The following is a 25779-nucleotide window of genomic DNA, read 5'->3' on the forward strand; positions in this document are numbered from 1 at the left end:
TCCGTCACTCCCTCCGCACCAGCACCACATCCTGCCCGCCCTGCCTAATCGTCGCTTGCGCCGCCGTCGCGCCCTCGGCGCTGAACTCGATCGTCGCTTCCACTTCCTCGATTGCGAACACGGTCGGCGATGTCGCCCGCAGCGTCACCGGCGCTTGGCCCGTCAGCTGCGCGCGGAGTGTTTCTCCATCGAGAAACACGTTCATGCTGAGTTCGCCGGTGACATAAATGCCAACCACGCGCTCCAGCGCCGCGCGCGGCAGCGCCACCGCGGCCGGCAACGGCGCCAGCGGCTCGTCGCTGCGCACGCCGATGACGCCCTCGCCTTCGCCATTGGCGAAATAGCGCACGCTGGTCACCGCGCCGCTGGCGTCGCGAATGAGCTGAATGCGGTTCAGGCCGTCGTCATAGAGGAAATCATCCGCCGCGATCGGCGTCAGCGGCACGCGCGGGCGGTTCTCACGCTGCGCGGTCAGTCCGCCATTGACGACGCGCAAGGTGCGCCGGATTTCGCCGTCGAACAGATAGATTCCCTCCGCGCTCTGCAGAACCTCCGGTTCCAGCGTCACCGGGATCATCTCAGGGTAGGGCGCGCCGAGCGCCATCGCCGCGAGGCGGCGCGCGACAATGCTGGCGTCCATCGCGCCCGGCGCGTCGCTGTCGCTGTTCTCCAGCACGACGACCGTGATGTCCGGTCCCGGAATGTAGGCCAGCACGCTGCTGAAGCCGAAAATTCCGCCATCATGTTCGAGCTGCGTTTGGCCTCGCACGCTGCCGGAGGCGATGCCAAAGCCATAATTGGTCTGCGCCGCCGCGCCTTCGGGCGTGATCATCTGCACATAGAGCGGGTTCGCGAGCACGCGGCCCTCATGCAGCGCGCGATTCCAGATCAACAGATCGTCCACCGTCGACACGATCGCGCCCGCCGCATGGGGCTGTGTCATGCTAAGTTCGCGCATCGGCACGACCGCTCCGCCGTCGAGCGAGTAGCCATTCACCTGTTCAGCCAGCAAGCGCGGATCGCCGCCATAGCCGGTGTGACGCATGCCCAGCGGCTCGAAGAACGTGCGTTGCAGATATTCATGCCACGCCATGCCGCTCGCCGACTCGATCACGGCGCCGACCAGCACATAGCCGGAATTGCTGTACGACCAGCGCGCGCCCGGCTCGAAATCGAGCGGCAGCTCGTCGAACACGTCGATCATCTGCGCCGTCGTGAGGTCAGCGCGGATCGGGCCCATCATGTAGCCGTCAATGCTGGTGTAGCTGTGAACGCCCGACGTGTGGTTGAGCAGCTGGCGCACCGTGATCTGATCGCCGCGCGGATAGCCCGGCACGTAGCGCGATAGCGGATGGTCGAGATTGACGCGACCGGCCTCGACTAAAGAGAGCACGCCCGCAGCCGAGAATTGTTTAGTCACCGAGCCAATGCGGAAAACATCATCCGCCTGCAGCGGCGCATTGCCTTCGACATCCGCTTCGCCGCGCGCGCCGCGGTAGAGCACTGTATCGCCGCGCGCCACCAAAACCGCGGCGCCGGGTCCGTCCGCCGGGTACCGGCGCTCAATCAGATCGGCGGCTTGGCGCGCGATCGCAGCGTCGCCAGGCGCTGCGTCGTGCGCGCACGCCGCGAGCAGGGGAGCAAGGCAAACCGCCAGCGAAACGCCGAGCGCGCGCACGTTCTTCATGAATTTCCCCGTCGCTGGTCCTCAGACGCGGCGACTATCGGCGTGTTTCCGCTCCCGATCCAGCCGCGGCGATGCTATTTCCGCACCTGCGCCCGCAAATCCGCGACAACCAGCGCCACGGTGTGCGCAATCGCGTCCGGTGCGCGCTCTTTCGACAGGCCATGATCCACCAGCGCCCAGGACGCATCGCCGCCGGCCAGGCTGAGCAGCACCGCCGTCGCATCTTCCGTCGCCCGCTTCGGGGCGCCGATGGCTTTCACCGCGCGCCGGATCGCGTCCAGACGCTCCGCGCGTCGCGATGCGCGCACCTCTTTCCACACGCCCTTGCTCGACGTCAGCGCGCGCGTGATCGGATGAGCGAGCCCGAGTTTGTGGATGTAGCGATAATAGCGCGGCAGATCGTCGGGCCCGCTCGGCAGCTCAATGCCCTCCGGAAAGATTTTCGCGTCGAACCACTGCCCGAGCGCCGCGATCTGGCTTGCCTCGTTCGGAAAGTGAAAGTGCACCGTGCGCAACGAAACGCCCGCGCGCGCCGCCGCTTCGCTGGGCGAGAGCGTCGTCCGCCCAGGTTCAGAGAGTTGCTCGGCGAACGCTTCCAAAATCGCCGCGCGCGTCGCCTGCGCCTGCGCTTCGCGTTTCGGGCTGACGTACTTCCGCCCCGCACTCATGCCAGGAACGTGATCCCGTGCTTTTCGCCGACAGCGAAGATGCCGGGAATGTCCGGCGGGTCCATCTGCACCTGCGCCACTTCCTTGAAGAACTTCGCCGCATTGCCTTTGCTGACGATGGTGAGGAAGTGCGTGTCGGTCAGCGTCGTGTAGCCGTGCGGGGTATCGGCCGGCACGTGCGCGTAATCGCCGGCCTTAAGCCGCGTCGTCTTGCCGTCGACGAACACATCCATCTCGCCCGAGAGCACGACATAAATCTCTTCCCATTTGTGCTTGTGCGGCGGCGGCCCGCCGCCCGCGACGCCGCGCGTGTCGAAAATCTCGATCGCCGAGCCCATCGCATGCGTCAGCATTGGCGTCAGCGTCTCGCCCAGCACGTGATGGCTTTCCCTGGCTTTCGTCATCGTTTCCGCCGCACTCATGACCCGCGTCTCCTGGTGAAATATTCGTTACACTGGAATGCAATGAAAGTGTGATACGATTCATTGCAGCCGAGTGCAACGTATTTCTTTACGCCATCTTCGCTGTCCGCCAGCCGCCCCAGCGATAATATGCCCCGGCCAGCGCCGCCGAGGCCGCCATGCTCGCCGGAAAGCTCCACCAGATCGCGTCCGCGCCCCACGCCGGCTGCAGCAGCGCCGCGAAGCCGATGCGCACGCCGATCAGCGATACGACGAGGATGATCAGCGGCGGCGTCACCGCGCCAGTCGCGCGCACGACCCCGAACAGTACGAACGTCACGCCGAACAGAATGAAGCTCCAGCCCGCGATCGTGTTGATGTGCTCGGCGATCGCGATGGCGACCGGCTGCGCCGGCAAGAACAGCCCAACGAGCAGGGGATCGACGAGATAGAGCAATGCGACCAGGCTCCCCGTCAACGCCACATTGATCAGCACGCCCGCGAGCGCGCTCTTCTCGACGCGCTCCCACTTGCCTGCGCCCACATTCTGCGCCGCCATCGACGAAGCCGCCGCGCCGATCGCCATCGCCGGCATCTGCAGATAGGCCCAGAGCTGGAACGCGACGCCGTAAGCCGCGGCCGTCTCGGCGCCATGCGCGTTGATCATCGACATCATGACGAGCCCGGACGCCGAGATCACCAGCATCTGCGCGCCCATCGGCAGGCCCTTGAACACCATGGTCCGAAGGATCGCGCCGTCCGGATTCAGCAAGTGCAGCTCACGCCACGCAAGCCGAAGATCGGACTTGCGCCAGTAAAGATAAGCGAGCATCGCGCTGAGCCCGGTCGCCTGCGATAGGAGTAGCGAGAGCCCGGAGCCGGCGATGCCGAGCTCAGGGAAGGGGCCGAGCCCGCTGATCAACAGCGGATTGAGCGCGACATCCAGCAGCGTCGCCAGCGTGTTGAAGAAGAACGGTGTCCGCGCATCGCCGGCGCCGCGCTGCGCCATCACCATGAACGCGAACACGCTCATGAACGGCATCGAGAGGAACACCATCCGCAGATAATCTTCCGCCAGCGGCCGCACGTCCGCCGGCGTGCCCATCAGCGCCAGGATCTGCCCTGAGGCCGCATAGCCGCCGATCGCCAGCGCCAGCGACATCAGCAGAAAGAAGCTGATTCCGGTGCCGACCGCTTGCTTCGCGCGCGGCAAATCCTTCGCGCCGACCGCTTGCCCGACCAGGATCGTCGCCGCCATGCCGACGCCGAACAGCACGCCCAGCAGAAAGAGCAGGATCAATGTCGCGTTCGTCGTCGCCGCCAACGCCTCCGGCCCCAGCAGCCGGCCGACCCACACCGCATTGATCGAGCCGTTGATCGACTGCAGCACGCTGGTGCCCAGCACCGGCAGCGAGAACATGATGAGCGTGCGCGCGATCGGACCCTCGGTGAGGTCCATGCGCGCCTGCGGCTTGCGCTGCGCGGCGGCGGCGGTCTGAGACATGGGCTGCTCCGGACTGTCCAGCGGGGGCGCGCCTTCTAATGGAATCTACGTTGGCCGTGCAGTCTTGTTGTTGCACCTCCTCACGCCCATTTCTTAGCTGGGCGGAGTTCCATGCGTTATACGCCCCGCCGCTTGTTTAGCGGTTTAGCAGGCCGGGAATGACGTAGCGCGCCAGGAGTTCGTTGCTGTCGGAATCCTGATTATAGGCGGCGCCGGTCAGCACGATCACGGCGTCGTGCTCGGCTAACACGATGATCTTCTGCCCGCCATTGCCGGTCGCCTGCGGCGTCTCGAACCGGCCTGACGGCAGATTGATGAAGCGGCGCCAGAAGAAATAGCCGTAGGGCGTGCCGTCGATCGCCGAATGCGCGCGCGTCATCTCGCTGATGTAGCCGCTCGAGACGATCTGACGGCCCTGCCAGGCGCCGCCATCGAGGATCATGAGTCCGATTTTCATCATGTCTCGCGGCCGAAGCCACGCCTGGACGAAATTCTCGCTGTTCGATCGATCGGGGCGGAAGTCCCATTCATAGTTCTCGATTCCGAGCGGAGCGAATAAGACGTCGTCTGCGAACGTGCGCAGCGGCCGTCCCGTGGCCTGTTCGACGATGCGGCCCGCCAGGATCACGTTGCCGGAGCAGTAAGAACCGTGCGTTCCTGGCGCGTGCTCCATCGGCAGGTCGAGGATGAAGCGCGCCCAGTCGTCGGTTTGTCCCATCCTAGTCTCGTTGCCGGGCGAGTCTGGGTCCCAATCGTTGCAAGCAAGACCGGACCGCATAGTGAGCAGGTCACGGATCGTGATCGCACGCTTGCGCTCGTCGAGATTGGCAATCTCGTGATCGGCGAAATAGGACAGCACCGGCGCATCGAGCGAGGCGATCGCGCCGCGATCCAGCGCCGCCCCGACAAGCAACGCCACCAGCGTCTTCGTCGCCGATCTCAGCTGGTGACGTGTCCTGGCGTCGTATTCGTGGAAATACTCTTCGAACACGAGCGCGCCGCCGCGGAAGACCAGCACGCTGTCGAGGTTCGGCAGCTCTTCGTCGTACGCAGCCTGCGCCAGCGCTGTGAGGCCGGAGCGCAGCGAATCTTCAGCTGCAAGCGCACGCACCGGGAGCCCCCCGTCCGCTTCCTGTGGGGCGCGGTAGGTGTAGCGCTCCGGCGCGCCTGGAGGGCGCGTGCGCCAACTCGCGGCGGGCACGCGCACACTCGCATCAAGCAGGCGGCGAAGCGGATTGGCGTCGAGCTCCGGATTTTCGCGAACGCGATAGCCGAGAACGCGCCCGCTTCCATCGCGCACGATGTGCACTTCGGTTCCGCCCGAATTCAGAAAGATGTCAGCTCCGGCGCGTCGTAGCGGATAGCGCGCGCCGTTGATGACCGCGAACACTTCACCGTCCGCGGGTCTGGCCGCCAAGATGAGCGGCACGCCCGGTTCGTATTCGTAGCGTCCCTCGATGCTTTGCCGTTCAGTCGAGGTCGCACACGCAGCGAGCGCGAGCAGCGCGATGATTGTGGCAATGAGGCGCATATTCCTCCCCGCGAGATCAAGGGTGGCAAAACCGAGCCGAGAAAGCTAGTCCGCCAGCTCGCGCCCCAATTTCTTCGGCGCGACCGCCACGTAGCTCTGCCTCAGCCAGCCCTTCAGCGTCGCCATCTCCGCCAGAACGTCGTCCTCCGGCTCGAAATGCGCCGTTACCCAATTGTGCTGCTTGAACCAGCCCTTCGCCGGTCGCACGAACGAAAGCTCCTCGGCCATTTCCGCTGAGATCGGCAGTTTCATGAGGATGGTCAGCGCATCGAGCGGCTCGCCCTTCGCGCCGAACACGCAGAACATTTTCTTGCGCACATAGAGCCCGCGCGCGGGCAGCCAAGCGGGGCCGGACGTTGTCTCCGGAAACGTCAGTCCGTAAGCCGTGAGCTCGGCCTCGGCGCGCTGATGCGGCGTCTGCGGCATGGCCCCCCAAGCATAGACCCGCCGCCGCCGTACGCTACCGTGCAACCTACGGCAATTCTCAAACGCCGCGCCCATGCTAGAGCGCGGCGGAACAGGAGGGGGAGCAATGGCCGCCATCGCCAACGACGCGCGCTTCTGGAATGGGATCGCGCGCAAGTACGCCGCCGATCCGATCGCCGATACGGCCGGCTACGAGCGCACGCTCGCCCACACTAGGCGCTATCTCGCGCCTACGCACACAGTGCTCGAAATCGGCTGCGGCACAGGAACGACCGCTCTGCAGCTTGCGCCGAACGTCGAACGCCTCGTCGCAAGCGACATCTCGGCCGAGATGGTGGCGATCGCGCGCGAGAAGGCGGCGGCCGCGGGTTGCGTCAACGCCTCTTTCGAAGTCGCGACGCCGGATGCGGCTCCTTGGCCCGACGCGACGTTCGACGCGGCGCTCGCCTTCAACCTCCTGCACCTCGTCGCCGCGCGCCAGGCGGCGCTCGCAGGCGTGCATCGTCTGCTGAAGCCCGGCGGGCTCTTCATCTCGAAAACGCCCTGCCTCAAAGAGCTGAACCCGCTGATCCGCCTCGCCGTGCCGATGATGCAAGTCGTCGGCAAAGCGCCTCATGTCGCGTTCTTCTCGAGCGAAGAGATAGAGCGCGAAATCGTCGCCGCCGGCTTCGAGATCGTCGAACGCGCGCGCCACGGCTCGCGCGGCAAGGACGCGCGGCCGTACCTCGTGGCGCGCAAGACGTGATGCGGCCTTGACGCCAGGGCACGCGTTGTCCGCGTTCGCGCGCCAGCCTATGACGGCGCATGACGTCACTCCGCGCCGTCGCTGACCAACTCACGCCGGAGGCAGGTCATTTCGCCATCGACGCGCCCGCCGCCTGGGGCCAGGGCCGCACGCTCTATGGCGGCATGACCGCCGCGCTCGCCTATGAGGCCGTGACTCGCACGCACCAAGAGCTGCCGCCGCTACGCTCGGCGCAATTTGCTTTCATCGGTCCCGCCTCCGGCCGTCTGCGCTTCAGCCCGACACTGCTGCGCCGCGGCCGCTCCTCCACCATCATCGCCGCCGATTGCGCCAACGCGGAGGGGACAGCCGCCCGCGCCGTGTTCGTCTTCGGCGCGGCGCGCGAAAGCAAGGTTGCGCACGACTTCCTGCCGATGCCGAACGTTCCCGCGCCAGATGACAGCCCGCCGTTCCGCAAAGGCGCGCCCTCGACCCGCGGCTTCTGGGACAATTTCGAAACCCGCCTCGCCTCCGGCGCGCGCCTGCTCGATCTCTCGGCGCCCCGCCCGGAATTCGCGGTCTGGACGCGCTTCCTCGATCACGGCGGCGCCGATCCCGTCACCGCGATGCTCGCCATCGCCGATTGCCTGCCGCCGGCGGCGATGACGCATTTCCCCGACCTCGCGCCGATCAGCACCATGACCTGGAGCGTCGACGTGATGACGCCGCCGCCCACTGCCGACGGCTGGTTCTTGCTCGCCTCTTCAAGCGAACACGCCGCCGACGGCTATTCGATGCAAAGCATGACCATGTGGAGCGAGTCCGGCGCGCCCCTCGCCGTGGGCCGCCAAGCCGTGGCGATTTTCGTCTAGCCTCGATACGCAACTGCGCTAGGCTGAGCCCGAGGGGAGGCGATGATGCGCGCTTTGTTGATTGCCGCTGCAGTCCTGTTTTCGCCTAGTGCGCTGGCGCAGACGCCGCCGCACATCGCCGGGTTTCACATCGGCATGACGATTCAGGAGGCGCACGCCCACGCGCCGCACGTTATTCAGCCCTACCAAGTGAACCTTCAGAGGCTCCACGTAACGCAGCGCACGCACAGAATTGGCGCCCTGGACATTCCGCTGCAACTGATCTTCGTCGATGGGGAGCTCGACTTCGCAGGCGGAGAAGAAACATTCTCGGTCCCATCGAGTCTCGCCTGCGCTGAACGCCTACAAGAGGTTGTCACCGCGCTCGAGGCGAGCGTAGGCGTACTGGATGACGCCGAGAACAATGCTGATGTTCTAGGCGCGCTGCCTTCGGTGGCAACCGACGGGGGATCGGTTATCCGCATCTCCGAACGCGATGGCGTTACGAGCGCCGTTGCGGTGGCGAATGAGCCGACCTACGCTGAGGTGCGCGCGTACTCTTTCGCAGACGTCGATGGCTGGCGCTGCACGCTGACGTTCGAGATCAGCAACCAGGCGCCGCCGCCTGCTGACCTGCCGCGCGCGACCTTGCAGAGCATCCCTTGGACTGAGCGCGCCAGCGGCCAAGACTTCGCGCGTTTCTTTCCGGTGCGCGCACTCGAGCATAGCCGGCCAGGCAGCGTCATGCTGATCTGCACCGTGCTGCCGGAAGGCGCCTTGGACTGCGCCGTCGGCTACGAAGGCCCGCAAGGTTGGGGTTTCGGCGAAGCGGCTCTCCGTATTGCACAGAGGTTCAAAGTCGCGCCGCAAACGGAGGACGGCGCCGCCACTGCAGGCCAGACGGTGCGCGTGCCGATCCGTTTCCGCGTCGCGTTCTGAACGTCAGCGCAGTTCGTAGACCACAGTCACGCTGCTGTGCGCATCCAGCTCTCCTGGCCGGATCGCGTTGCCTGAAGCCGCTTGCTCGGTCGCTACCGCCATCGCGTAGTCGCGCCGGCCGTCGATCGGCGGCACGATGCCGCCCGGCTCGGTGATCGAAACCGTGCGCACCACACGCATCTCCGCCGCTTCGGCGTAAGCCTCCGCCCGCCGCCGCGCCGTCTGTAGCGCCTCCGCCCGCGCCGCATCGCGCGAAGCCTCCTCGTCCTGGAACGTGAACTGGATGCCCTGCAGTTCGTTCGCGCCCTGCGCCACGGTCGCGTCGATCAATCCGCTTACGCGGCTCAGATCCTTCACGCGGATCGTCACCGTATTGCGGCTCACATAGCCGGTGATGCGCGGCGCCGCGTTTCGCGCATAGGCGTATTGCGGCTCGAGCGAGAAGCCGACCGTCTGTACATCGGGCTCCTCGACGCCCGCCGCGCGCGCCGCCTCCAGCACCGCATTCATCCGCGTACTCTGCGCAGCTTGCGCCGCCTGCGCCGTGTCGCCGCGCGCCATGACGCCGAGCGTGACGATCGCCAGATCCGGCGCCGCCCGAGTCGTCGCGCTCGCATGCACCGTCAGGATCGTGTCGTTCTGTCCGCAGGCGGCCAACGCGGCGAACCCCGCCGCCGCCGCCGCGAACCTGATGCTCTTCCCAAACATGCTGGCCTCCCGCCGTTCTGAACCGTCAGCTTGGCGCCGCGCCGCAGCGCGGGCGAGGGGCGTGCGCAGCGGATAACGCTTAGGTGTAGCGCTTGCGCGTCCGCTGCTCGCCGACATCCGGCGCGACCGTCTCTGCGCCGCCATAGCCGGTGATCCGGTCCGCCACGAACGGATTGCTCTGCCGCTCGCGCCCGAATGTCGATGTCGGCCCGTGCCCCGGCACGAACGTCATGTCATCGCCCAGCGGCCAGAGCTTGGTCGTGATCGAACGGATCAACCTCGCTTGATCGCCGCGCGGAAAGTCGGTCCGCCCGATCGAGCCCGCGAACAGCACATCGCCGACAAACGCGATCTTCAGTGCGCTATTGCTGATCACCACGTGCCCCGGCGTATGCCCCGGCGTGTGCGCCACCTCGAAGCGCGCGCCTTCGAATTCCAGCATCTCGCCGTCCTCGAAATAGCGGTCGGGCGTCACGTTGCGCAGCCCGGCGACGCCGTAGCGCTGCGCGCTGCTTTCGATCTGATCGAGCCAGAATTGGTCGTCCTTGTGCGGCCCCTCGACCGCGACGCCGGTGCGCTCGCGCAACTCCGCGGCCGCGCCCGCATGATCCAAATGCCCGTGCGTCAGCCACATGCGCGTGAGCGTGAGCCCGAAATGGGCCAGCGCGCCCATCAGCCGCTCGGCGTCGCCGCCCGGATCGACCAAGCACGCCTTCTTCGTCGCCTCATTCCAGATCAGCGAACAATTCTGCTGCAGCGGCGTCACCGGCAAGGTGCGGATCTGCAAACGAGGCTCGGGCGAGGGCGCGTTCATGCCCTTTGGATGTCGATTTCCGTGCGCGGGCGCAAGCGGCCTGGGCGGCCGTAGGCGTAGTCCTCAGCAGCGCCGGACTGGACAGCGTAGGGTCCGCCTGAAATGAAGCGTGGCGTAACGTAAGCCGCTGGGGCATCGGGGAAACACCGTGGCGAAGAATCTGCTCATCGCGCTAGCGTTGATCGCGCTGTCGGCAATGCCGTCGGCGCAAGCGCAGACCGCCCAGAACGGGCTTGGCCCTTACACGTTCGGCATGAGCAGCGCGGAGGTGCGGGCGACGGCGCCGAACGCCGCATGGAGCAGCCGAAACCAGGACGGGGGTGAGATACTATCCGGCGGCCCGCGCGTCGAAATCGGCGGACGCTTCGATGCGCGCCTTGTGTTCACTGACTCCCAGTTGCAGCGCATCGTACTCGTGGGCTTGGCGTCCGCGCCGTGCGCAACTGCCGTTCCCACCATGGTCGAGGCGCTCGAGCCGCTCCATGGTCCACTGACAAGCATGGCGCCGCCGTCCTTGGAGCGCGGTGTGTTGAAGCGCACGCAGAGCACGGAAGCTGGTTCTGAAATTCGCGTCCTCGGGATTGAGGGGCGGCCGGACACGACTGTGAGCGCCCGTCACGGCGCGACGTCCATCATCGTGCAAGGCGTCGACGTCGAGTCACGCCGTTGCCAGCTCACCATCGTTTTCGGATCGAACGCAGATTGGCGCCGGCCGGACTCGGGCGGGGTCGGCCCGTCCTGGACGCAGCTCGACGCGGCGCAGAGTCTGGTCGAGCCCAATTGGGCGGCTCGGCCGAACGCGTACAGCTTTACCCGTCATTACCCGCAGGGTGCGCTCGAGCGCACCCTGGACGGCGAGGCGGTGGTGGATTGTCTCGTTGTGGAAGACGGCAGATTGAGCTGCATCGGCGTTGAAGAAACGCCAGTTGGCGAGGGTTTCGCGCAAGCGGCGGCGAGCATCGCGCGCGACTATCGCGTGCGCCGCGGCCGGGACGGGACGCCGGCGATCGGCCGCCGCGTCCGCGTCCTGGTGCGTTTTAACGCTGAAGGGCCGTGACCGCCTTAAGTCGCGTTCTCCAGCGCTTCCACTTGCTGCAGGTGCGTGCGCAGCTTCGGCAACGTCGTGTTGGCCCAATCGCGTAGCGGGCCCGCTTGCGCGCTGGCGATGTAATCCTCGAACGTTCGCACGGCTTCTTCGTGCGCCGCGACTTGCGCGTCGAGATAAGCGTCGTCGAAGGCTTCGCCGCTGGCGCTGCGCAGCGCATTGATGCGGTCCTGCTTCAGCCCGTCCAGCTGCGGCGCCGGCGGCGTCAGATTGATCTGCGGCGCGAGCGCGGCGAGCTCTTGCGTCGTTTGCGAATGATCCCGGATCATCATTGCCGCGAAATCCTTCACCTCCTGCCGCGCCGCGCGCTGGGCTGCGAGTTCGGACGATTGAATCTCGAACGCGTCGGAATTGGCGACGGCTTGTGCGAAGGTCGCGTCGTTCATCGCCGCCGTTGGCGCACTCGATTCCGCGGGGGCAGTCTCCGTGGTTTCCGAAGTGGTCTGTTGGCCGCACGCCGCCAAGGCGAGCACGCCAAGCGCGAGGAAGGCTTGCCTGGTCATCGTCTCTCTCCGTCAACGCCGCTGTGGCGCACCGGGAAACGTGACACGCTTGCAATGCGTTCCCGCTTTGGCCGGCGTCGCTGAAGCGAGGGAATACGCCCACAATGAAAAGCGCGGCTGAGGAAGGCCTCAGCCGCGCTTGCGCAACAACGATGTTGCTGAGCTCAGTAGTCCGGGCGGCCGACGCGGCGGCGCGCCGGCGTGCGTTCGCGGCGGCGCGCCGCGCGCTCGGCTTCCGCCTCGCGCTCGGCCACGTCGTAACCCGCCGGCACTTCCGTCAGCGCCTCGAACGTCAGCGTCGTCGTGTAGCTGCCGACTTGCGCGGCCGAGCCCGCGGGCATGTCGGCGCGATGGCGCGCGGCGATGACGTAGTGCCCCGGCGCATCGAATGTGAAGGTCGCGCGTCCGGCTGCATCGGTGACGACGTAACGGTCGAGATCGGTGTCTGGGTCGCCCTCGCCATAGAGCACGACCGCTGAGTTCGCGAGCGGCGCGCCGTCAAACAGAATGTCGACCTGAAAGCCTTGCGCCGCCAGCACCTGGTTCGGGTGCGTCACCGGCTTGATCGCAAGCCGCCCGTGCGGCTGGTCCACCACTTGGCGCGAAGCTTGGCCGCGCGTGACGTACGTATCCGCCAACGTCACGGTCTGCAGCGTCGTCACCGGCGCGCCTTCCGCGGGCGTCTCTCCCTGTGCGAGCGCACGCCATTGGCCATTCTCGCCAACCAATGTCGTCACGTTGCCGAGCTGCTCGCCGGTGGAGATGCGATAGGTGCCAGCTGCGGGAAGATTCGCCTCGAGCCGCGTGGCGGTCTCTTGCACGGCGACGCGATCGTACACCGCTTCGCTGCCATCCGGATTGCGGCCGGCGATATCGGCCGGCAGCGCGATCTGCGGCGCGAAGAAAGTGCTCGCGAACGATCCCTCGACCGCCACTTCGCGGCCTTCCGGCCAATAGCTCTCGGGCTTCAGATAGGAGGTGTACGCTGCCGCCGGTGTAGCCGCGACCGCAAACAGCGCCGCGGCCAAGACATGCTTCTTCATCGTCTTCTCGCCTGCTTCGGCCGGGAACTTCCCGCGCCTGATCCCGCGCCTAAAACACACGACCTCGCGGCGTATTTCAACCCCGTAACGTCGCTGTGATTTACCGCGCGCGTGCGTCGAGCAGCGCCAGTAGGCCCAGCAGGGCCTTAACAGTGAACCAGATCAGGATGATCAGCAGGATCAGCCCGCCGAGCCACATGATCGGGAAGCCGATCAGTGCGATCATCAGCACGAAGCCCAGGCCGACCAAGATCCAGCCGCCGACGACCCACCAGAACGCCGTCCACCAGATGCGAATGGCGTGATCGAGGTGCGAGCGCGCGAGCGGGCCGGCGCCGTCGCGCGCGGCGTACGCGACGATCACGCCGATCAGCGCAAACACCGCCGCGCTCGGTATGCTGAGCAAATAAAGCGCATAGACGGCGAACGCCGCGCCGCGGCCAGCTTCAGTTTGGCTTGCGTTAACCGTCATTTCGCCCTCCAAACGGCGCCTCGCCGCCTCAAGTTCCTTTACGCTTTCGCGCCAGCGGATGGGCGGTCTCGACCAGGGTCTTCAACCGTCCTTCGGCGACGTGGGTATAGATCTGCGTCGTCGCAATATCGGCGTGGCCCAGCAGCGTCTGCACGGTGCGCAGATCGGCGCCGCCTTCGACCAGATGCGTCGCGAACGCGTGCCGCAATACATGCGGCGAAACCCGCGCCGGGCTGATGCCCGCTTTCACCGCCGCCGCTTCCAGAATTTGCGCCACGCGCCGGCGCGTCAGCTTGCCGTCGGCGGCGCTGGAGGAGGGGAAGAGCCAACGCGCGGCTTTCTCGCGCTGCGCCTCTTTCTTCGGCAGCATGCCCGCACGCGCAGCAAGGTGCGCATCGAGCGCCGCCAGCGCCGGGCGCCCCAGCGCCACGAGCCGTTCTTTGCCGCCTTTGCCTTCAATGATCATGTGCGCCTGGCCCGGCCGCGGCGCTGCGCGCAGCGGCAGCGAAACAAGCTCGCTCACCCGCAAGCCCGCGCCGTACAGCAATTCGATGATCGCCTTGTCGCGCGCGCTCTCCGCCGCCACGATCAGCCGCTCGATTTCCTCCGCCGAAAGCGTCTTCGGCAACGCCCGCGCGCGCTTCGGCGCATCGAGCCGGGAGGTCGGATCGTCGCCGCGCACGTTCTCCTGCAGTAGGAAGTGGAAGAATTGCCTGAGCGCCGAAATCCGCCGCCGCGCCGTCGCCGGCGCAAGCCCGCGCTTCGCCAGCCCGGCCACATACATCTCGATCGCCTCGGCGCTAGCGCTGCCCAGCGCGCCTTTCACCTGCGCCCGCGCATCCTCCAGATCGCGCGCATACGCCTCCAACGTATTCGCCCGCGCCCCCCGCTCGGCGGAGAGCATTTCCAGGAAAGATTCGATCAGGGCCGAGTCGGTCACCGCCCGATCCTAGCATGCCGACTTTTTTCGACTATTCTGAACGACGTCGGGATTGGGGAGACGATCAATCGATGTCGGGCATGCTCATCCAATGGGGCAGTTGGCTCATCATCATGTCTCTGGTCATGGGTTGGCTGGGATGGAGCCGGACGCGGCCGCGGCCTCTGACCGAGCCCGGTCGCCTAGTTCAGCCTGTCAGCATGCTCATTTTGGGTGTCGTTTGTTCCGCCTTCTTCTTCGGAATCTTGATCCTGTTCGCGATCTTTCCGAACGGCACGATGACGTGGTGGGCGTTCGCGAGTTTTGCGGGCTTCGGATTGATCTCCACGTCATTCGTTCTCGCGTACTACACCGACAAGCACGGGGTAGACGAGCACGCCTTGACGTATACGCCGCTCTTCAGGTGGCGTCGGAAGCGGATGGATTGGTCCGATGTCAGCTTCATCCGGTATTCCCACGTCCTGAAATGGTTCGTGCTCAGGTCGCGCAACGGTGACGTTGCGCGGTTGTCCGTGATGTTGATGGGACTTCCTGAGTTCGCGCGCTTGGCGCTGCAACATTCGCCGCCAGACGCGCTCGACGAGGCGACCGCAGACATTCTCCGCGCAAGCGCAGAGGGCAAACTGCCTCCAGTCTGGGTTTAGGCCTAATTCATGATCTCAGCGAGAGCGGCTCTCCTAATCCCACGCCACTGACCATTCCAAGCTGCTCAGTCGAACAACACCGGCAGCGCCGCATTCGCTCTGGCCGCAAACGCCGCTTCGATATCGCTCCGCACCGTTCTCCCGACGGACAGATCGGGCAAAGCCGGCAACGGAAAGAACGCCGCCGCCAACGTCTCCGCGCCGGGCGCCGGCTCGCTCTCGTTCAACGCCTCACAGAGAAAGAACAGCTTGTAGAAGTCGCGCGCGTCCGGCTCGTACGGCTGCTTGGCCTTGTGCCGCACCGCATAGAGCCGCTCCGCTTTCACGCGCAGGCCGGCCTCTTCGTCGATTTCTTTTTCGACGTTCCTTCCGGCCGAAAGGCCGATATCGGCGAATCCGCCCGGCAGCGTCCAGCGCGCGTCGCTTCGCTCTTGCACGAGCAACACCCGATCGCCCCGGATCACCGCGCCGCGCACGTCCACTTTCGGCGTCGCGTAACCTTGCGCGAAATCGGACACCAACCCTTCGATACGCGCGAGCGGCACATTGCCGAGCTCGGCCAGCATCGCGTTTGCGATCGCGCCGACCTCGAGGAAGCGTTCGCGGTCGTATGCATCCTTGGTGAAATGCAGCCCCGTCGAAGCGATCGCCTGCAGCCGCTTCGCTTTGCTGAGCCAGGCGTCTTCCATGCAGAGCCTCCCAACTCCAAACGCAACCGGCGCTGGCGCTCTAGCTCGGCGTCCCCGCCAACAGCGCTTCCACAGCGATCCGCCGCGCGTCGTCCTCCAGCCGCAGCGCCCGCAGCGCGCGGATGATACGCTCCAGCGATTCCGCATCGAGCGCGGCCGGTCCGCCTTGACCCAACGCCGCCGCCGCCAGCAACGCGCCTTCGCCGACTGCGCCGCGCTCCACCGCCGCCGCCAGCGCCAGCATTGCGCCCGTGTCGGCGCGCGCGCCGCCTTGCGGCGCATTGCTCAGCACGAACGTCTGCACCGGCCCGCTCACCGGCGCGCCGAGCGCGGCCAGGATCGAAACGTCGCGCGCCGCCGCGCGTGCGCCGCTCGCGCCGCCCGCATCGATGCGGCGCTGCATCGCCATCGTCGCCTGTTCGCCGCGCACACCGGTCATCACCGCGAGCGCCGCATCGAGCGGCGCCAGCGCCGCTTCGGCAGCGCCGGCTTGCCGCGCGCTCGTCACCAAGCGTTGCGCCACCTGCGTGTCGCCGTTCGCGATCGCAGCGCGCGCGAACAGCAGCGCCGCCGCCTGGTCCGGCGCCGCGGGCAGGGCGTTGATCTCGTCGCGGAAGAAGCGCGCCGCGGCGTGGAAGTCCGCCGGCGCCGAAGCTTGCCGCAACACCTCGGCGATCGCCGCCGCCGCTTCGAGCGCAGCCGGATCGACTGCCGGCGCCGCGCCCGCCGCGACCGGCGTCGCAGGCGCCGCCGCCGTCGCGCGCGCCGCCGTGATGCGCCGCATCGCCGTCACGATCGGCGGCAGCGCCGAACTGATCTCGGCCGGCGTCGCGCCCAGGATCGTGCGCGTTTCCTGCACGCTGAGCGCGCCGCGCCGGAACGCCAGCGCCGCCGCCTGCGCGCGATGCGGCTGCGGCGTCTGCTCGTTGCGCGCCAGCGCCACCAGCGCCAGCGTCGAGGCGTTGTTCAGCGGATTGGGCCCCGCGCGCAGCTGGCCCGCGAGCGAAAGCTGCACCGACAGCGAATTATCCCATCGCGCCGCCGGCGGCCGCGCCCCCGGCGCCCCGCCTGCCGCGGCGACAGCGCCCGTGTACCACGCGTCGTCCGCGTTCTGCGCCCGCGCCAATTCCAGCGCGAGATCGGCCGCGGCGCGATCGCCGCTCGCCGCGGCGCAATAAGCGCGCAAGCGCAGCAGGAACGGCGGCGCGGTTTCGCCGACTGCGGCGCTTCGCCCGCGCGAGCACGCCGCATTGCGCTGGCCGCGCGCCAGCTCCGCTTGCGCGCCGTATTGGGCGATGATTGGATCGGTCGCCGACGCGCCCGCGCCCGCCACCAGCTGCGCCAGCTGATCGGCCGCGCCCATGCGCCCGATCGCTTCGAAGCGTTGACGGCCCGCCGCCTGCGCATCGCCGCGCGGCGCCTCGCCGCCGGAGAACAGCACCCGCCGCGCCAGCGCCAATGTCGCCGGCGAGTCGTACGCCGCCGGCAGCTTGTCGAACGCCGCGGCCAGGAACGCCGGATCGCTGCGCGACCACAAATCCGCCGGCAGCGCGCCTTCGCCGCGCGCCACCGCGCTCACGCTCCAGGCGTCGAGCTCCTGCAGCGCGCTCGTTTCCACCGGCGTCGGCAGCGCGCTCTGCGCCAGGGCGACAGTGAAGGGAGCAAGGGCCGCGAACGCGGCCAAAGCGACAAGTCTCGTGCGCATGCGGATCATTCCTTGAAGGCGCCTCATTCCTTGAACGCGTCAGGCAGCTCGACGCGGATTTCCTGCGGCTCGGGAGCAAGCTCGTCCGCCTGGCGAATGAAGAAGATGAAGAGGGCGATGAACACCACCGCGCCCACGCCGATCATCGCCAGGCGCGCCTGCGGCGGCGCACGGCGGGCGAACGAGCTGCGCCGACGTCTGCGTCTGAACATATCGCCTTCTTGGCCCCTGCCGTTGCGAGCCGGAAGGATTGCCCCCAAAATGTGGCGAGTTTCCAGTCCGGCCCGTGGGTTAACCACCTTCGGTCCTTTTGAGGTGATTCGTGACCCGCCCGGAGAGCAGCGACATCGGCGAGCGCACCGACGCCGCCGCGGCGCTGCGGCGCCAGGCCGCCGGGCTGGTTCCCGACCGCACTATCGCGCTCGTCGGCCTCATGGGCGCCGGCAAGACCACGGTCGGGCGCCGCCTCGCCCATGCGCTCAACTTACCGTTCGCCGACGCCGACGCCGAGATCGTCACCGCCGCCGGCCAGAGCGTCGACGCCATCTTCGCCGACCACGGCGAATGCGAGTTCCGCCGCGGCGAGCGCAAGGTCATCGCCCGGCTGCTTGCCGGCCCGATCCACGTCCTCGCCACCGGCGGCGGCGCCTTCATCGATCCGCGCACGCGCGCGCTGATGAAGGAGCGCGCCATCTCGATCTGGCTCAAGGCCCCGCTCGATGTCTTGATGAAGCGCGTCGCCAAGCGCGACGATCGCCCGCTCTTGAAGGAAGACGATCCCCGCGCGGTGATGCAGCGGCTGATGGACGAGCGCTATCCGATCTACGCCGAAGCCGACATCATCATCGAAACCAGCGCCGGCCCCCACAACACCGCCGTCGCCGCCATCCTCGACGCGTTGCGCGCGCAGCTTGCGGTGAAGGCGTGAGCGTCTCACTTCACCCATTCCCGGGGCTTCGCGCAGCGAAGAGCCCGGGACCGATAAACGCAGCTGCATACGCGTTCGTGCGAAAGCCCGACGCAGTTGGGGTTATGGGTCCCGGACTTGGCGCTGCGCGCCAATCCGGGAATGGGTGCTAGATTCTGTAGCCATCCCATGACCCAAACCATCCCCGTAAACCTCGACGACCGGTCCTACGACGTCCATGTCGGCCCTGGCCTGCTCGGCCGCGCCGGCGCGCTCATCGCCCCATTCGCGCCGACCAAGCGCGTCTTCATCGTCACCGATCAGAACCTCGCCCGCCTGCACCGCCCCGCGCTGGTGCGTTCGCTCGACGCCGCCGGCTTGAAGAACTGGACTGTAACGCTCGCCCCCGGCGAAAGCAGCAAGAGCTTCGAAGGCCTCGAACTGCTCTGCCGCCATCTGCTGCAAGCGGGGATCAACCGGAAAGACTTGGTCATCGCTTTCGGAGGAGGCGTCATCGGCGATCTCGCCGGCCTCGCCGCCGGCCTCGTCAAACGCGGCGTCGACTTCGTGCAGATCCCGACGACCTTGCTCTCCCAAGTCGACTCCAGCGTCGGCGGCAAAACCGCGATCGACACGCCCGAAGGCAAGAACCTGGTCGGCCTCATCAACCAGCCGCGCCTCGTCCTCGCCGACACTGAAGTGCTCGCAACGCTCCCCGAGCGCGAGCGCCGCGCCGGCTATGCCGAGATCGTCAAGCTCGGCCTCATCAGCGACGCACCGTTCTTCGCTTGGTGCGAACAGAACGCCGCCCCCGTCATCGCCGGCGATCCTGAAGCGCTCGCCACGGCGATCGCCAAGGCCGTCGCCTTCAAGGCCGGCATCGTCGAGCGCGACGAGACCGAGCAGGGCGAGCGCGCGCTGCTCAATCTGGGCCACACCTTTGCCCACGCGCTCGAAGGCCACGCCGGCTACGACGGCGCGCTGCTGCACGGCGAAGCCGTCGCCGCCGGCATGGGCCTCGCTTTCGAACTCTCCGCCGCGCTCGGCCTCTGCAGCGAAGCCGACGCCAAGCGCGTGCGCGCTCATCTCAGCGACGCCGGCTTCGTCACCGATCTCCGCAAACTTCCCGGCGCCCCGTTCGACGTCGAGCGCCTGATGCAGCTCGCCGCCGCCGACAAAAAGGCGCAAGCCGGCAAGCTCACCTTCATCCTGGCGCGCGCGCCTGGCCGCGCCTTCATCGAGCCGGACACGCCCGCGGACGTCGTGCGCGAACTCCTGCAAACCGAAACGAGATCATGACCGCCTCGCTCCTCATCGCCGCCGCCGTCATCGCCGCGCTGCTCGCGCTCAACGCTTTCTTCTCCGCCGCCGAGACCGCGCTCACCGGCGCCAGCCGCGCGCGCATGGCAACGCTGGAGCGCGAAGGCGATCACGCCGCCCGCCGCGTCAACAAGCTGAACGAGGACCGCGAGCGCATGATCGGCGCCGTGCTCCTCGGCGCCAACGTCGTCACCATCGCCGCCTCCGCCATCGCCTCGACCATCTTCTCCGGCCTCTACGGCGATCTGGGGCCGCTCATCTCCACCCTGGTGCTGACGCCGCTTCTGCTCATCTTCGGCGAAGTCGGCCCCAAGACCTACGCCATCACCGCCGCCGATCAGATCGCCCGCGCCATCTCGCTGCCGGTGCAATGGATGGTGCGCGTGCTCGCGCCCATCACCGGCGCGGTGCAATGGATCGTCAATCGAGGCCTCAGGCTCATCGGCGTCCGCGTCGACGAAAACATCGACGTCCTCTCCCAGGCCCGCGCCGAGATCGCCGGCGCCGTCGAGCTGCACGCGGAGGAGGGCGGCGTCGAAGCCGAGCAGCGCCATCGTCTCCTCGGTGCGCTCGATCTCTCCGAACTCGAAGTCGCCGACGTGATGATCCACCGCAAATCGATCCGCTCGATGGATATCGATCTGCCGCCGCGCGAGATCATCGCCCAGGCGATGTCGAGCCCGCACACGCGCACGCCGCTCTATCAGGAAGAGCCCGACAACATCGTCGGCGTCCTCCACGCCCGCGACCTCTTGCGCGCCATCTCCGAGCACGGCCGCGACGCGTTCGACGTGCGCGAGGTCATGCGCACGCCCTGGTTCACGCCGATGACCACCAGCGCCGAAGACCAACTCGCCGAATTCCTGCGCCGGCGCGAGCATTTCGCTTTGGTGGTCGACGAATACGGCGCGCTGATGGGCCTCGTCACGCTCGAGGACATCCTCGAAGAAATCGTCGGCGACATCAAAGACGAGCACGACATCGCCGTCCAAGGCGTCCGCCCCCAACCCGACGGCAGCGTCAACGTCGACGGCGCCGTGCCGATCCGCGATTTGAACCGCGTGATGAACTGGGACTTGCCGGACGAAGAAGCCGTGACGATCGCCGGCCTCGTGATCCACGAAGCCCAAGCGATCCCCGAGCCCGGCCAACGCTTCGCCTTCCACGGCTATCGCTTCCAGGTGCTGAGACGGCAGCGCAACCAGCTGACGGCGCTACGGGTGGAGCGGGAAGTGGAGGAGCGGATGGAGGGCGGCTGAGTCAGAAAAATCTGATCTAAAACAAAGAGCTGGTCCTCCGAGCGCGCATGGATGCGGTAGGGCTGTTGACGAGCCCTCTGTCCGGCCATACCTTTCCTCAGAAAGAATCGGACAGAGTTATTTCTGGAGGTCACAATGCCGAGCGCCTCGCGAGCGAGACAGCAGCCGCTTCCGGCGGAATCGGCGGTGCTGACCAAGGCCGTGGTTCGAGCCGCCAAATTGCTTGGCCTCAGCAACGCCGCCCTGGCGCGGATTCTTGGCGTCTCTCCCGCCACAATCACCCGGCTCCGGGCTGGCGAATACCTGCTTCGCGCCGACGCAAAAGAGTTCGAACTCGCCATGCTGTTCGTCAGGCTGTTTCGCAGCCTCGACGCGATCATGGGCAGCGACGACGAGGCGTCCAAGTCCTGGCTTCGTGCGCCGAACCGGGCGTTTGGCGGCCGTCCCATCGATCGTATTCTCACCGTGACCGGACTGGTCGATGTCGTCGCGTATCTGGACGCCAGCAGAGCTCCGGTCTGAGTTTCGGCCGTACAGCGCCATCGTGTGGCGCTGTGTCGAGGCGCAGCATCGCGTCTCCACCAACCGGCTTGTCGATTCATTGGCCGAACAGGCGGTGCTGGAGCGGCTGCTAGAACAGAGCAAGCCGCCGCTGCCGTCCGAAGTGCAAAGTCTCAACTACCTGCTTGCCACTCCGTTTCGCTATCACCCCCGGCGGCCGGGTTCGCGCTTTCGCCGCCAAACCGAGCGCGCCGGCGTCTTCTACGCGGCGGAAGATATTGCAACGGCCGTCTGCGAGCTCGCCTTCTACAAGTTTCTGTTTCTAGCCGACGCGCCGGACGCGGCCTTGCCCGCGAACGCTATTGAGCACACAGCGTTCAGCGTCGCCTGCGCCGTAGAGCGCGCCCTCGATCTCACGCGCCAGCCGTTTGCCGGTGATGCGGACGTCTGGGAGGCGCTCGCCGATTACGCGCCGTGCCAACGCTTCGCCGACATCGCCCGCCAAGCCGAGACGCAGCTCATCCGCTACGTGTCCGTGCGCGATCTGCTCCGCCGCTGCAATGTCGGGCTGATGGATCCCGCCGCTTTCACGACGCCCAATCCGATCACCCAGCAATCATGGCGAGTCCTGCTCAAGCCGCAGCTGATCATCGCATTTTGCGACTTCCCGCGCGCCGAATACGAATTTCCACTCTCCATGTTCGCCGCCGATCCAAGGCTGGCGCCGCTGTTGACGGCAAGCGCGGGAAATGAGGGAAACGGCTAAACCGCTTCGCAGCGCGGCGATATCAAAGACGACACGACATCGCCGTCCAAGGCGTCCGCCTCCAACCCGACGGCAGCGCCAACGTCGACGGGGCCGTGCCGATCCACCTCAACCGCGTGATGAACTGGGATCTGCCAGACGAAAAGCCGTGAGGATCGCGGGGCTAGTGATCCACGAAGCCCAAGCGATCCCGGAGTCGGTGCAGCGCTTCGCCCTCCACGGCTGCGGCGGCAGCGAAACCAGCTGGCCGCACTGCGTGTCGAGCGGGAGGTGGAGGAGCGGATGGTGGTGGGGGCTGATTTGTAGTATCCATTACAATTCCGCATGGGGCCGAATCGAGCTGAAATTCGAGTCCAGCAACCTGGAGGCGTGGAGTGCCCGCAGTAAACTCGTCTGCGATTTCCCAAGTAGAATATGACGCAGCAACATCGACTCTGAGCGTTTGGTTCACCTCAGGAAAACAGTACGATTATCCCGGCGTCCCCGCTACATTGTATCAGCAGCTTCTGAGCGCGCCGTCCGTGGGGCAATTCTTCAACGCACACATCCGCGATCAGTATTCGGTGGCGTAGTAGATGCAGCTTGGCCGGCTCACGGTTTCGAACTATCGCGCCATCCAGAACGCCGCAGTAGATTTTGATGACGTTACGATATTGATCGGCGAGAACAATGCCGGGAAGTCAGCATTTCTGGCCGCGCTGGATTTGTTCTTTGCGTCCTCGCCACGCGTGTTGCCCACTGATTACTACGGGGGTGACACTTCGATACCGATCGCGGTTACCATTGAATTCGTCGGCCTCACACCCGCGGAGCGCGATCAATTCTCAAACAACCTAGTTGATGATCGACTGATAGTGACGCGGACCTTTCACCCCGATCTGGGCAAAGGTCACGGCGGCTACTCGGTTGATAGGCTCGTACATCCGGATTTCTCAGCATGTCGTGCCGAGGAAGGTGCTCGGGCGAAGCGAGAAATCTATGATGCGCTAAGAGAGCGGTTCGGGTTGCCGGCTGTAACGCGTGCAGAAGATGTCGAAGCAGAGCTGGATCGTTGGGAGGAAGCAAATCCCTCGACTTATCACGGCAGCGGGTGTCTGGATTCAGAGGTTTCAAGAACGTAGCGTCCGGTCAACTCAAGAAAAATACGGATTTCGTGCTGGTCGCCGCCGTGAAGGACGCGAGTGCTGAATTCGGGCAATCGAAGGGTTCGCCGGTTAAGCAACTCATTGATGTGGTTGCTCGTCAGACTATCCAGAACAGCAAGCAGTTCAGAGAGTTTGTTGTGGAGGCGTCCGAACGCCTGCGCGAACTCACATCGCCCGAGTCTGTGCCCGGATTGCTTCAGATCAACAGCGACCTGACTGCGATTCTAGAGCGATATTATGGTGAATCGAGCATTTCGGCGAGTTGGCAGCCGCTGAACGATCTGCCCGTTCAGATGCCGACAGCCGAGATTTCGGTGTCCGATCACGGGTACACGACCGGCATTGACGGCGTTGGTCACGGTTTGCAGAGAGCAATCATCTTAACTGTGCTCCAGTACTTAGCCGAACGGGGCGCCGCATCGTCTGAAGATACCACGTTTGACGAAGCGCAGAGTGATATCATCATCGCAATCGAAGAGCCCGAACTATATCAGCACCCGACAAAGCAGAGACTCTTCAAAGACGTATTTCGCGAACTGGTGAGGTCATTCAATAGCGAAACGGGCATCAGACTTCAGGTCGTTTACACAACGCATTCAGCGCTCCTCTTCGACTTCCCCGATTTTTCCAAGGTGCGCGGAGTTCGCCGGAGTGGTGGTCTTGCGATTCCACCAGTGATCGTAACGCGGTCTTCGCTCAAAGAATGTGCCAAGGTTCTCGCCGAATCGGTCGGTAAGAACTCTGAAGATGCCTTCGCTGAAGGAACGTTGCTGGCGCGTCTGCACGTGTTCAATTCAGAAATAGCCGAAGGTTTCTTTGGGAGAGTCGTCGTTCTCATCGAAGGACCGTCCGATCGCGCTATCGTGGAGGCTTACTATCGAACGTTGAATCGGGATCCCCTTGCCGAAGGGATTGTGTTTGCGAATGTCGAGGGAAAGTCCAAGTTGGACCGGCCGTCCGTTGTCTTTTCGGCTTTGGGCATCCCAACGTATCTTATCTTCGACAGTGATAAGAAATACGCGGACAAGGACGAGGCGTTGGCGAAAGTCGCGATCAACCGCCAGCTTCAGTATCTTTGTGGGCTTCGCGGAGCTGGAATCCAGGACTGGCCATGTGGAGTGACCGAGAGGTTTTGCAGCTGGGAAACGACTATCGAGGACTATCTAGCGGAATGCGCTGGCGCCGAGGCCTTCGATGCTGTTCTGGCCGCTACCAAGGTCAAATTCTCTATCGACCGCAAGGATTGCTTGAAAACACCCGCCGTCGCTTCATCGTGTCTTGTTGAGTGGGCGGCCAGAGGAGTGAGCTTCCCTCGATTTCGGGAGATTGTTGATCGCATCGATGCGATACTTGCTGAAGGTCTCGGGGTTGTTTGAATCCCAGCCCGTTGATCCGCCTACGGCGGTCGTCTAGCTCCCGTCGCTGCGCTCGTAGACCGCCGCGCCCGACGTCTTGCGAATGCTCATAGCCGCTTCCTTCTGAAGCGACCCCGCGCAAACGCCACGCCATCGTGGTAATCGCGCAAAGCTGTGACTTGCTGCCGGCCCCATCACTCCGGCATCGGCCGCGCCCGCTCTTGCTTCGGCTCAAGCACCACAAACCAACCGCGCCCGTGATCCTGGAGCGCCACGATCCGCCGCGCCGTCGCCTGCACAATCGCGTCCGACACAAGATCAAACCGGATCAACACGACACCCACGGCCGCGCGCCGATCGCGAAACACCAGCTCGCCGAAATCCTTGTCCGTCGTGATCAGCACGCGGTCGCGCGCGACTGCGCCGCGCAGCACGTCCTCATCGGGCATAGCGGGCCGCCCTGCAGCGGAGACCACATCTGCGCCGAGCCCGGCCAACGCCTCCGCCAGTTGTCCCGGCACGCAGGCGTCGACGCCGAAGCGCATCTATTCGGCGGCGACCGCTTCAGCGGCGTAGGCCAGCGCGGCGCGCACATCGGCCTCGGTCAAATCCGGAAAGCCCTTCAGCACCCAGGCCATGTCCGCGCTCGCCGCGAACTGGCGCACGATTGTCTCCACCGGCACGCGCGTCCCGGCGATTACGGGCTTGCCCATCATGATGCCTGGGTCGCGGGCGATGCGCGGATGTGCAGCGGCGTTCATACGCGCCAATGTAGTACATTCGGGCGAGTTATCCCAGACCTTTTCCCCGTGAGCCCGTTGCTTCGCATGTGGCTTCGAGCGCCGGTGAGTGCGGGCATTCACAATCTATCCCGCCGTTTTTTCGGTTAGGCGCTTGAATCCGCGCACACAAAAATAAATCTATCCGCCCCCCTTCAAACCCGTGCGATACTGCTTGCACCGTTCAGCAAGGAGAGCAGTCGGCCGCTGTTCGAGATCGATGCGAGAACGGGGTGATCGAGCGTGAACCTCCGTGGCGCGGTTGAGCAAAGCAGAGGTGAAGCCCGCCGAACATGAAAAGGCGGGAAGACGCACCGGAACGTCGTCGAACGCGACATCCGCACGCCGTCGGCCGAGCCGCCTCCCAGGGTGAAACATCCCTGGCGACGGCGC

General features: G+C 65.7%; 30 protein-coding genes and 1 pseudogene. 14 read left to right on the plus strand and 17 right to left on the minus strand.

Going from position 1 to position 25779, the window contains the following annotated elements:
• Positions 1-4 precede the first annotated feature (4 nt).
• From VEA80_RS09325 to VEA80_RS09350, 6 genes are all read right to left on the minus strand, one after another.
• Positions 5-1687 (minus strand): serine hydrolase domain-containing protein, encoded by a 1683-nt coding sequence (locus VEA80_RS09325; protein WP_325060456.1) that lies wholly within the window; start codon positions 1685-1687, stop codon positions 5-7.
• A gap of 74 nt (positions 1688-1761) precedes the next feature.
• Positions 1762-2355, minus strand: a complete 594-nt coding sequence (locus VEA80_RS09330; protein ID WP_325060457.1) for a TetR/AcrR family transcriptional regulator — start codon at positions 2353-2355, stop codon at positions 1762-1764.
• The gene (locus tag VEA80_RS09335; protein WP_325060458.1) at positions 2352-2759 is read right to left on the minus strand and encodes a cupin domain-containing protein; all 408 of its coding nucleotides are present in this window, start codon (positions 2757-2759) and stop codon (positions 2352-2354) included. The genes VEA80_RS09330 and VEA80_RS09335 overlap by 4 nt, the downstream gene beginning before the upstream one ends.
• Before the next feature lie 106 nt (positions 2760-2865).
• Positions 2866-4260 carry an MATE family efflux transporter gene (locus VEA80_RS09340; protein WP_325060459.1) on the minus strand — a complete coding sequence of 465 codons (1395 nt, stop codon included), beginning with the start codon at positions 4258-4260 and terminating at the stop codon, positions 2866-2868.
• Positions 4261-4396: 136 nt separating this feature from the next.
• Positions 4397-5791: a serine hydrolase gene (locus VEA80_RS09345; protein ID WP_325060460.1), complete on the minus strand. Its 1395-nt coding sequence runs from the start codon at positions 5789-5791 to the stop codon at positions 4397-4399.
• Between the two features lie 45 nt (positions 5792-5836).
• Complete coding sequence (locus tag VEA80_RS09350; protein WP_325060461.1) at positions 5837-6217, minus strand: MmcQ/YjbR family DNA-binding protein; 381 nt, start codon at positions 6215-6217, stop codon at positions 5837-5839.
• 106 nt (positions 6218-6323) lie between these two features.
• On the opposite strand from VEA80_RS09350, the gene VEA80_RS09355 reads away from it, so the two are divergent.
• The 3 genes from VEA80_RS09355 to VEA80_RS09365 are packed head-to-tail and all read left to right on the plus strand — an operon-like array spanning position 6324 to position 8731.
• A complete protein-coding gene (locus tag VEA80_RS09355; RefSeq protein ID WP_325060462.1) occupies positions 6324-6962 on the plus strand; it encodes a class I SAM-dependent methyltransferase in 639 nt (212 codons plus the stop codon).
• 59 nt (positions 6963-7021) lie between these two features.
• Entirely contained in the window at positions 7022-7813 is a 792-nt protein-coding gene (locus VEA80_RS09360; RefSeq protein WP_325060463.1) for a thioesterase family protein, read from the plus strand.
• A gap of 45 nt (positions 7814-7858) precedes the next feature.
• Entirely contained in the window at positions 7859-8731 is an 873-nt protein-coding gene (locus VEA80_RS09365) for a TonB family protein (protein ID WP_325060464.1), read from the plus strand.
• A 3-nt stretch (positions 8732-8734) separates the two neighbouring features.
• On the opposite strand, the gene VEA80_RS09370 is transcribed toward VEA80_RS09365, so the two are convergent.
• Together VEA80_RS09370 and VEA80_RS09375 are read right to left on the minus strand one after the other, a co-directional pair.
• Positions 8735-9439, minus strand: a complete 705-nt coding sequence (locus VEA80_RS09370) for an SIMPL domain-containing protein (protein WP_325060465.1) — start codon at positions 9437-9439, stop codon at positions 8735-8737.
• 79 nt (positions 9440-9518) lie between these two features.
• Positions 9519-10253 carry an MBL fold metallo-hydrolase gene (locus VEA80_RS09375; protein WP_325060466.1) on the minus strand — a complete coding sequence of 245 codons (735 nt, stop codon included), beginning with the start codon at positions 10251-10253 and terminating at the stop codon, positions 9519-9521.
• Between the two features lie 148 nt (positions 10254-10401).
• Here VEA80_RS09375 and VEA80_RS09380 point away from each other — a divergent pair, with 148 nt between their 5' ends.
• Positions 10402-11310, plus strand: a complete 909-nt coding sequence (locus VEA80_RS09380; RefSeq protein ID WP_325060467.1) for a hypothetical protein — start codon at positions 10402-10404, stop codon at positions 11308-11310.
• Positions 11311-11315: 5 nt separating this feature from the next.
• On the opposite strand, the gene VEA80_RS09385 is transcribed toward VEA80_RS09380, so the two are convergent.
• The 4 genes from VEA80_RS09385 to VEA80_RS09400 form a co-directional block, all read right to left on the minus strand.
• Positions 11316-11861 (minus strand): DUF4142 domain-containing protein, encoded by a 546-nt coding sequence (locus VEA80_RS09385; protein ID WP_325060468.1) that lies wholly within the window; start codon positions 11859-11861, stop codon positions 11316-11318.
• A gap of 164 nt (positions 11862-12025) precedes the next feature.
• Positions 12026-12904: a DUF4198 domain-containing protein gene (locus tag VEA80_RS09390; RefSeq protein WP_325060469.1), complete on the minus strand. Its 879-nt coding sequence runs from the start codon at positions 12902-12904 to the stop codon at positions 12026-12028.
• A 100-nt stretch (positions 12905-13004) separates the two neighbouring features.
• Positions 13005-13376 carry a hypothetical protein gene (locus tag VEA80_RS09395; protein ID WP_325060470.1) on the minus strand — a complete coding sequence of 124 codons (372 nt, stop codon included), beginning with the start codon at positions 13374-13376 and terminating at the stop codon, positions 13005-13007.
• Positions 13377-13404: 28 nt separating this feature from the next.
• Positions 13405-14316 carry a tyrosine recombinase gene (locus VEA80_RS09400; RefSeq protein ID WP_325060471.1) on the minus strand — a complete coding sequence of 304 codons (912 nt, stop codon included), beginning with the start codon at positions 14314-14316 and terminating at the stop codon, positions 13405-13407.
• Positions 14317-14330: 14 nt separating this feature from the next.
• Between VEA80_RS09400 and VEA80_RS09405 the strand changes: the two genes are divergently transcribed.
• The gene (locus VEA80_RS09405; RefSeq protein ID WP_325060472.1) at positions 14331-14960 is read left to right on the plus strand and encodes a hypothetical protein; all 630 of its coding nucleotides are present in this window, start codon (positions 14331-14333) and stop codon (positions 14958-14960) included.
• Positions 14961-15025: 65 nt separating this feature from the next.
• On the opposite strand, the gene VEA80_RS09410 is transcribed toward VEA80_RS09405, so the two are convergent.
• The 3 genes from VEA80_RS09410 to VEA80_RS09420 are packed head-to-tail and all read right to left on the minus strand — an operon-like array spanning position 15026 to position 17566.
• Positions 15026-15649 carry an NUDIX hydrolase gene (locus VEA80_RS09410; protein WP_325060473.1) on the minus strand — a complete coding sequence of 208 codons (624 nt, stop codon included), beginning with the start codon at positions 15647-15649 and terminating at the stop codon, positions 15026-15028.
• A gap of 40 nt (positions 15650-15689) precedes the next feature.
• Positions 15690-17354: a hypothetical protein gene (locus tag VEA80_RS09415; RefSeq protein WP_325060474.1), complete on the minus strand. Its 1665-nt coding sequence runs from the start codon at positions 17352-17354 to the stop codon at positions 15690-15692.
• A gap of 23 nt (positions 17355-17377) precedes the next feature.
• Positions 17378-17566, minus strand: coding sequence for a hypothetical protein (locus VEA80_RS09420; RefSeq protein WP_325060475.1), 189 nt, complete (start codon positions 17564-17566; stop codon positions 17378-17380).
• 110 nt (positions 17567-17676) lie between these two features.
• Between VEA80_RS09420 and VEA80_RS09425 the strand changes: the two genes are divergently transcribed.
• From VEA80_RS09425 to VEA80_RS09455, 9 genes and pseudogenes are all read left to right on the plus strand, one after another.
• Positions 17677-18282, plus strand: coding sequence for a shikimate kinase (locus VEA80_RS09425; RefSeq protein WP_325060476.1), 606 nt, complete (start codon positions 17677-17679; stop codon positions 18280-18282).
• Between the two features lie 168 nt (positions 18283-18450).
• Positions 18451-19560: a 3-dehydroquinate synthase gene (gene aroB, locus VEA80_RS09430; protein ID WP_325060477.1), complete on the plus strand. Its 1110-nt coding sequence runs from the start codon at positions 18451-18453 to the stop codon at positions 19558-19560.
• Positions 19557-20840 carry an HlyC/CorC family transporter gene (locus tag VEA80_RS09435; RefSeq protein ID WP_325060478.1) on the plus strand — a complete coding sequence of 428 codons (1284 nt, stop codon included), beginning with the start codon at positions 19557-19559 and terminating at the stop codon, positions 20838-20840. The genes aroB and VEA80_RS09435 overlap by 4 nt, the downstream gene beginning before the upstream one ends.
• Before the next feature lie 135 nt (positions 20841-20975).
• Complete coding sequence (locus VEA80_RS09440; RefSeq protein WP_325060479.1) at positions 20976-21362, plus strand: antitoxin Xre/MbcA/ParS toxin-binding domain-containing protein; 387 nt, start codon at positions 20976-20978, stop codon at positions 21360-21362.
• A complete protein-coding gene (locus tag VEA80_RS09445) occupies positions 21322-22107 on the plus strand; it encodes an RES family NAD+ phosphorylase (protein ID WP_325060480.1) in 786 nt (261 codons plus the stop codon). The genes VEA80_RS09440 and VEA80_RS09445 overlap by 41 nt, the downstream gene beginning before the upstream one ends.
• A 15-nt stretch (positions 22108-22122) precedes the next feature.
• Positions 22123-22413 (plus strand): annotated as a pseudogene (locus VEA80_RS20425) (transporter associated domain-containing protein); the annotation flags it as partial.
• 68 nt (positions 22414-22481) lie between these two features.
• Positions 22482-22679: a KTSC domain-containing protein gene (locus VEA80_RS20430; RefSeq protein WP_349257237.1), complete on the plus strand. Its 198-nt coding sequence runs from the start codon at positions 22482-22484 to the stop codon at positions 22677-22679.
• A gap of 3 nt (positions 22680-22682) precedes the next feature.
• Complete coding sequence (locus tag VEA80_RS09450) at positions 22683-23228, plus strand: ATP-dependent nuclease (RefSeq protein WP_325060481.1); 546 nt, start codon at positions 22683-22685, stop codon at positions 23226-23228.
• A complete protein-coding gene (locus VEA80_RS09455; protein WP_325060482.1) occupies positions 23198-24628 on the plus strand; it encodes an ATP-dependent nuclease in 1431 nt (476 codons plus the stop codon). Before VEA80_RS09450 ends, VEA80_RS09455 begins: the two co-directional genes overlap by 31 nt.
• Before the next feature lie 173 nt (positions 24629-24801).
• Here VEA80_RS09455 and VEA80_RS09460 read toward each other — a convergent pair whose 3' ends face one another.
• Both VEA80_RS09460 and VEA80_RS09465 read right to left on the minus strand, forming a co-directional pair.
• Complete coding sequence (locus VEA80_RS09460) at positions 24802-25152, minus strand: DUF5615 family PIN-like protein (RefSeq protein ID WP_325060483.1); 351 nt, start codon at positions 25150-25152, stop codon at positions 24802-24804.
• On the minus strand, positions 25153-25368 hold the full coding sequence (locus tag VEA80_RS09465; protein ID WP_325060484.1) for a DUF433 domain-containing protein: 216 nt from the start codon (positions 25366-25368) through the stop codon (positions 25153-25155).
• Positions 25369-25779 lie beyond the last annotated feature (411 nt).

It is taken from the genome of Vitreimonas sp., from assembly GCF_035627415.1.
In the GTDB taxonomy this organism is placed as follows: domain Bacteria; phylum Pseudomonadota; class Alphaproteobacteria; order Caulobacterales; family Aquidulcibacteraceae; genus Vitreimonas.

Excerpts from the sequence above, each read along its gene's own strand:
- VEA80_RS09345 (WP_325060460.1), bottom strand. The coding sequence starts at position 5,791 with ATGCGCCTCATTGCCACAATCATCGCGCTGCTCGCGCTCGCTGCGTGT.
- VEA80_RS09330 (WP_325060457.1), bottom strand. The coding sequence starts at position 2,355 with ATGAGTGCGGGGCGGAAGTACGTCAGCCCGAAACGCGAAGCGCAGGCG.
- VEA80_RS09370 (WP_325060465.1), bottom strand. The coding sequence starts at position 9,439 with ATGTTTGGGAAGAGCATCAGGTTCGCGGCGGCGGCGGCGGGGTTCGCC.
- VEA80_RS09340 (WP_325060459.1), bottom strand. The coding sequence starts at position 4,260 with ATGTCTCAGACCGCCGCCGCCGCGCAGCGCAAGCCGCAGGCGCGCATG.
- VEA80_RS09415 (WP_325060474.1), bottom strand. The coding sequence starts at position 17,354 with ATGCGCACGAGACTTGTCGCTTTGGCCGCGTTCGCGGCCCTTGCTCCC.
- VEA80_RS09365 (WP_325060464.1), top strand. The coding sequence starts at position 7,859 with ATGCGCGCTTTGTTGATTGCCGCTGCAGTCCTGTTTTCGCCTAGTGCG.
- VEA80_RS09350 (WP_325060461.1), bottom strand. The coding sequence starts at position 6,217 with ATGCCGCAGACGCCGCATCAGCGCGCCGAGGCCGAGCTCACGGCTTAC.
- VEA80_RS09375 (WP_325060466.1), bottom strand. The coding sequence starts at position 10,253 with ATGAACGCGCCCTCGCCCGAGCCTCGTTTGCAGATCCGCACCTTGCCG.
- VEA80_RS09395 (WP_325060470.1), bottom strand. The coding sequence starts at position 13,376 with ATGACGGTTAACGCAAGCCAAACTGAAGCTGGCCGCGGCGCGGCGTTC.
- VEA80_RS09410 (WP_325060473.1), bottom strand. The coding sequence starts at position 15,649 with ATGGAAGACGCCTGGCTCAGCAAAGCGAAGCGGCTGCAGGCGATCGCT.
- VEA80_RS09335 (WP_325060458.1), bottom strand. The coding sequence starts at position 2,759 with ATGACGAAAGCCAGGGAAAGCCATCACGTGCTGGGCGAGACGCTGACG.
- VEA80_RS09435 (WP_325060478.1), top strand. The coding sequence starts at position 19,557 with ATGACCGCCTCGCTCCTCATCGCCGCCGCCGTCATCGCCGCGCTGCTC.
- VEA80_RS09390 (WP_325060469.1), bottom strand. The coding sequence starts at position 12,904 with ATGAAGAAGCATGTCTTGGCCGCGGCGCTGTTTGCGGTCGCGGCTACA.
- VEA80_RS09460 (WP_325060483.1), bottom strand. The coding sequence starts at position 25,152 with ATGCGCTTCGGCGTCGACGCCTGCGTGCCGGGACAACTGGCGGAGGCG.
- VEA80_RS09440 (WP_325060479.1), top strand. The coding sequence starts at position 20,976 with ATGCCGAGCGCCTCGCGAGCGAGACAGCAGCCGCTTCCGGCGGAATCG.
- VEA80_RS09325 (WP_325060456.1), bottom strand. The coding sequence starts at position 1,687 with ATGAAGAACGTGCGCGCGCTCGGCGTTTCGCTGGCGGTTTGCCTTGCT.
- VEA80_RS09385 (WP_325060468.1), bottom strand. The coding sequence starts at position 11,861 with ATGACCAGGCAAGCCTTCCTCGCGCTTGGCGTGCTCGCCTTGGCGGCG.
- VEA80_RS09355 (WP_325060462.1), top strand. The coding sequence starts at position 6,324 with ATGGCCGCCATCGCCAACGACGCGCGCTTCTGGAATGGGATCGCGCGC.
- VEA80_RS09465 (WP_325060484.1), bottom strand. The coding sequence starts at position 25,368 with ATGAACGCCGCTGCACATCCGCGCATCGCCCGCGACCCAGGCATCATG.
- VEA80_RS09420 (WP_325060475.1), bottom strand. The coding sequence starts at position 17,566 with ATGTTCAGACGCAGACGTCGGCGCAGCTCGTTCGCCCGCCGTGCGCCG.
- VEA80_RS09360 (WP_325060463.1), top strand. The coding sequence starts at position 7,022 with ATGACGTCACTCCGCGCCGTCGCTGACCAACTCACGCCGGAGGCAGGT.
- VEA80_RS09405 (WP_325060472.1), top strand. The coding sequence starts at position 14,331 with ATGCCGACTTTTTTCGACTATTCTGAACGACGTCGGGATTGGGGAGAC.
- aroB (WP_325060477.1), top strand. The coding sequence starts at position 18,451 with ATGACCCAAACCATCCCCGTAAACCTCGACGACCGGTCCTACGACGTC.
- VEA80_RS09445 (WP_325060480.1), top strand. The coding sequence starts at position 21,322 with ATGTCGTCGCGTATCTGGACGCCAGCAGAGCTCCGGTCTGAGTTTCGG.
- VEA80_RS09450 (WP_325060481.1), top strand. The coding sequence starts at position 22,683 with ATGCAGCTTGGCCGGCTCACGGTTTCGAACTATCGCGCCATCCAGAAC.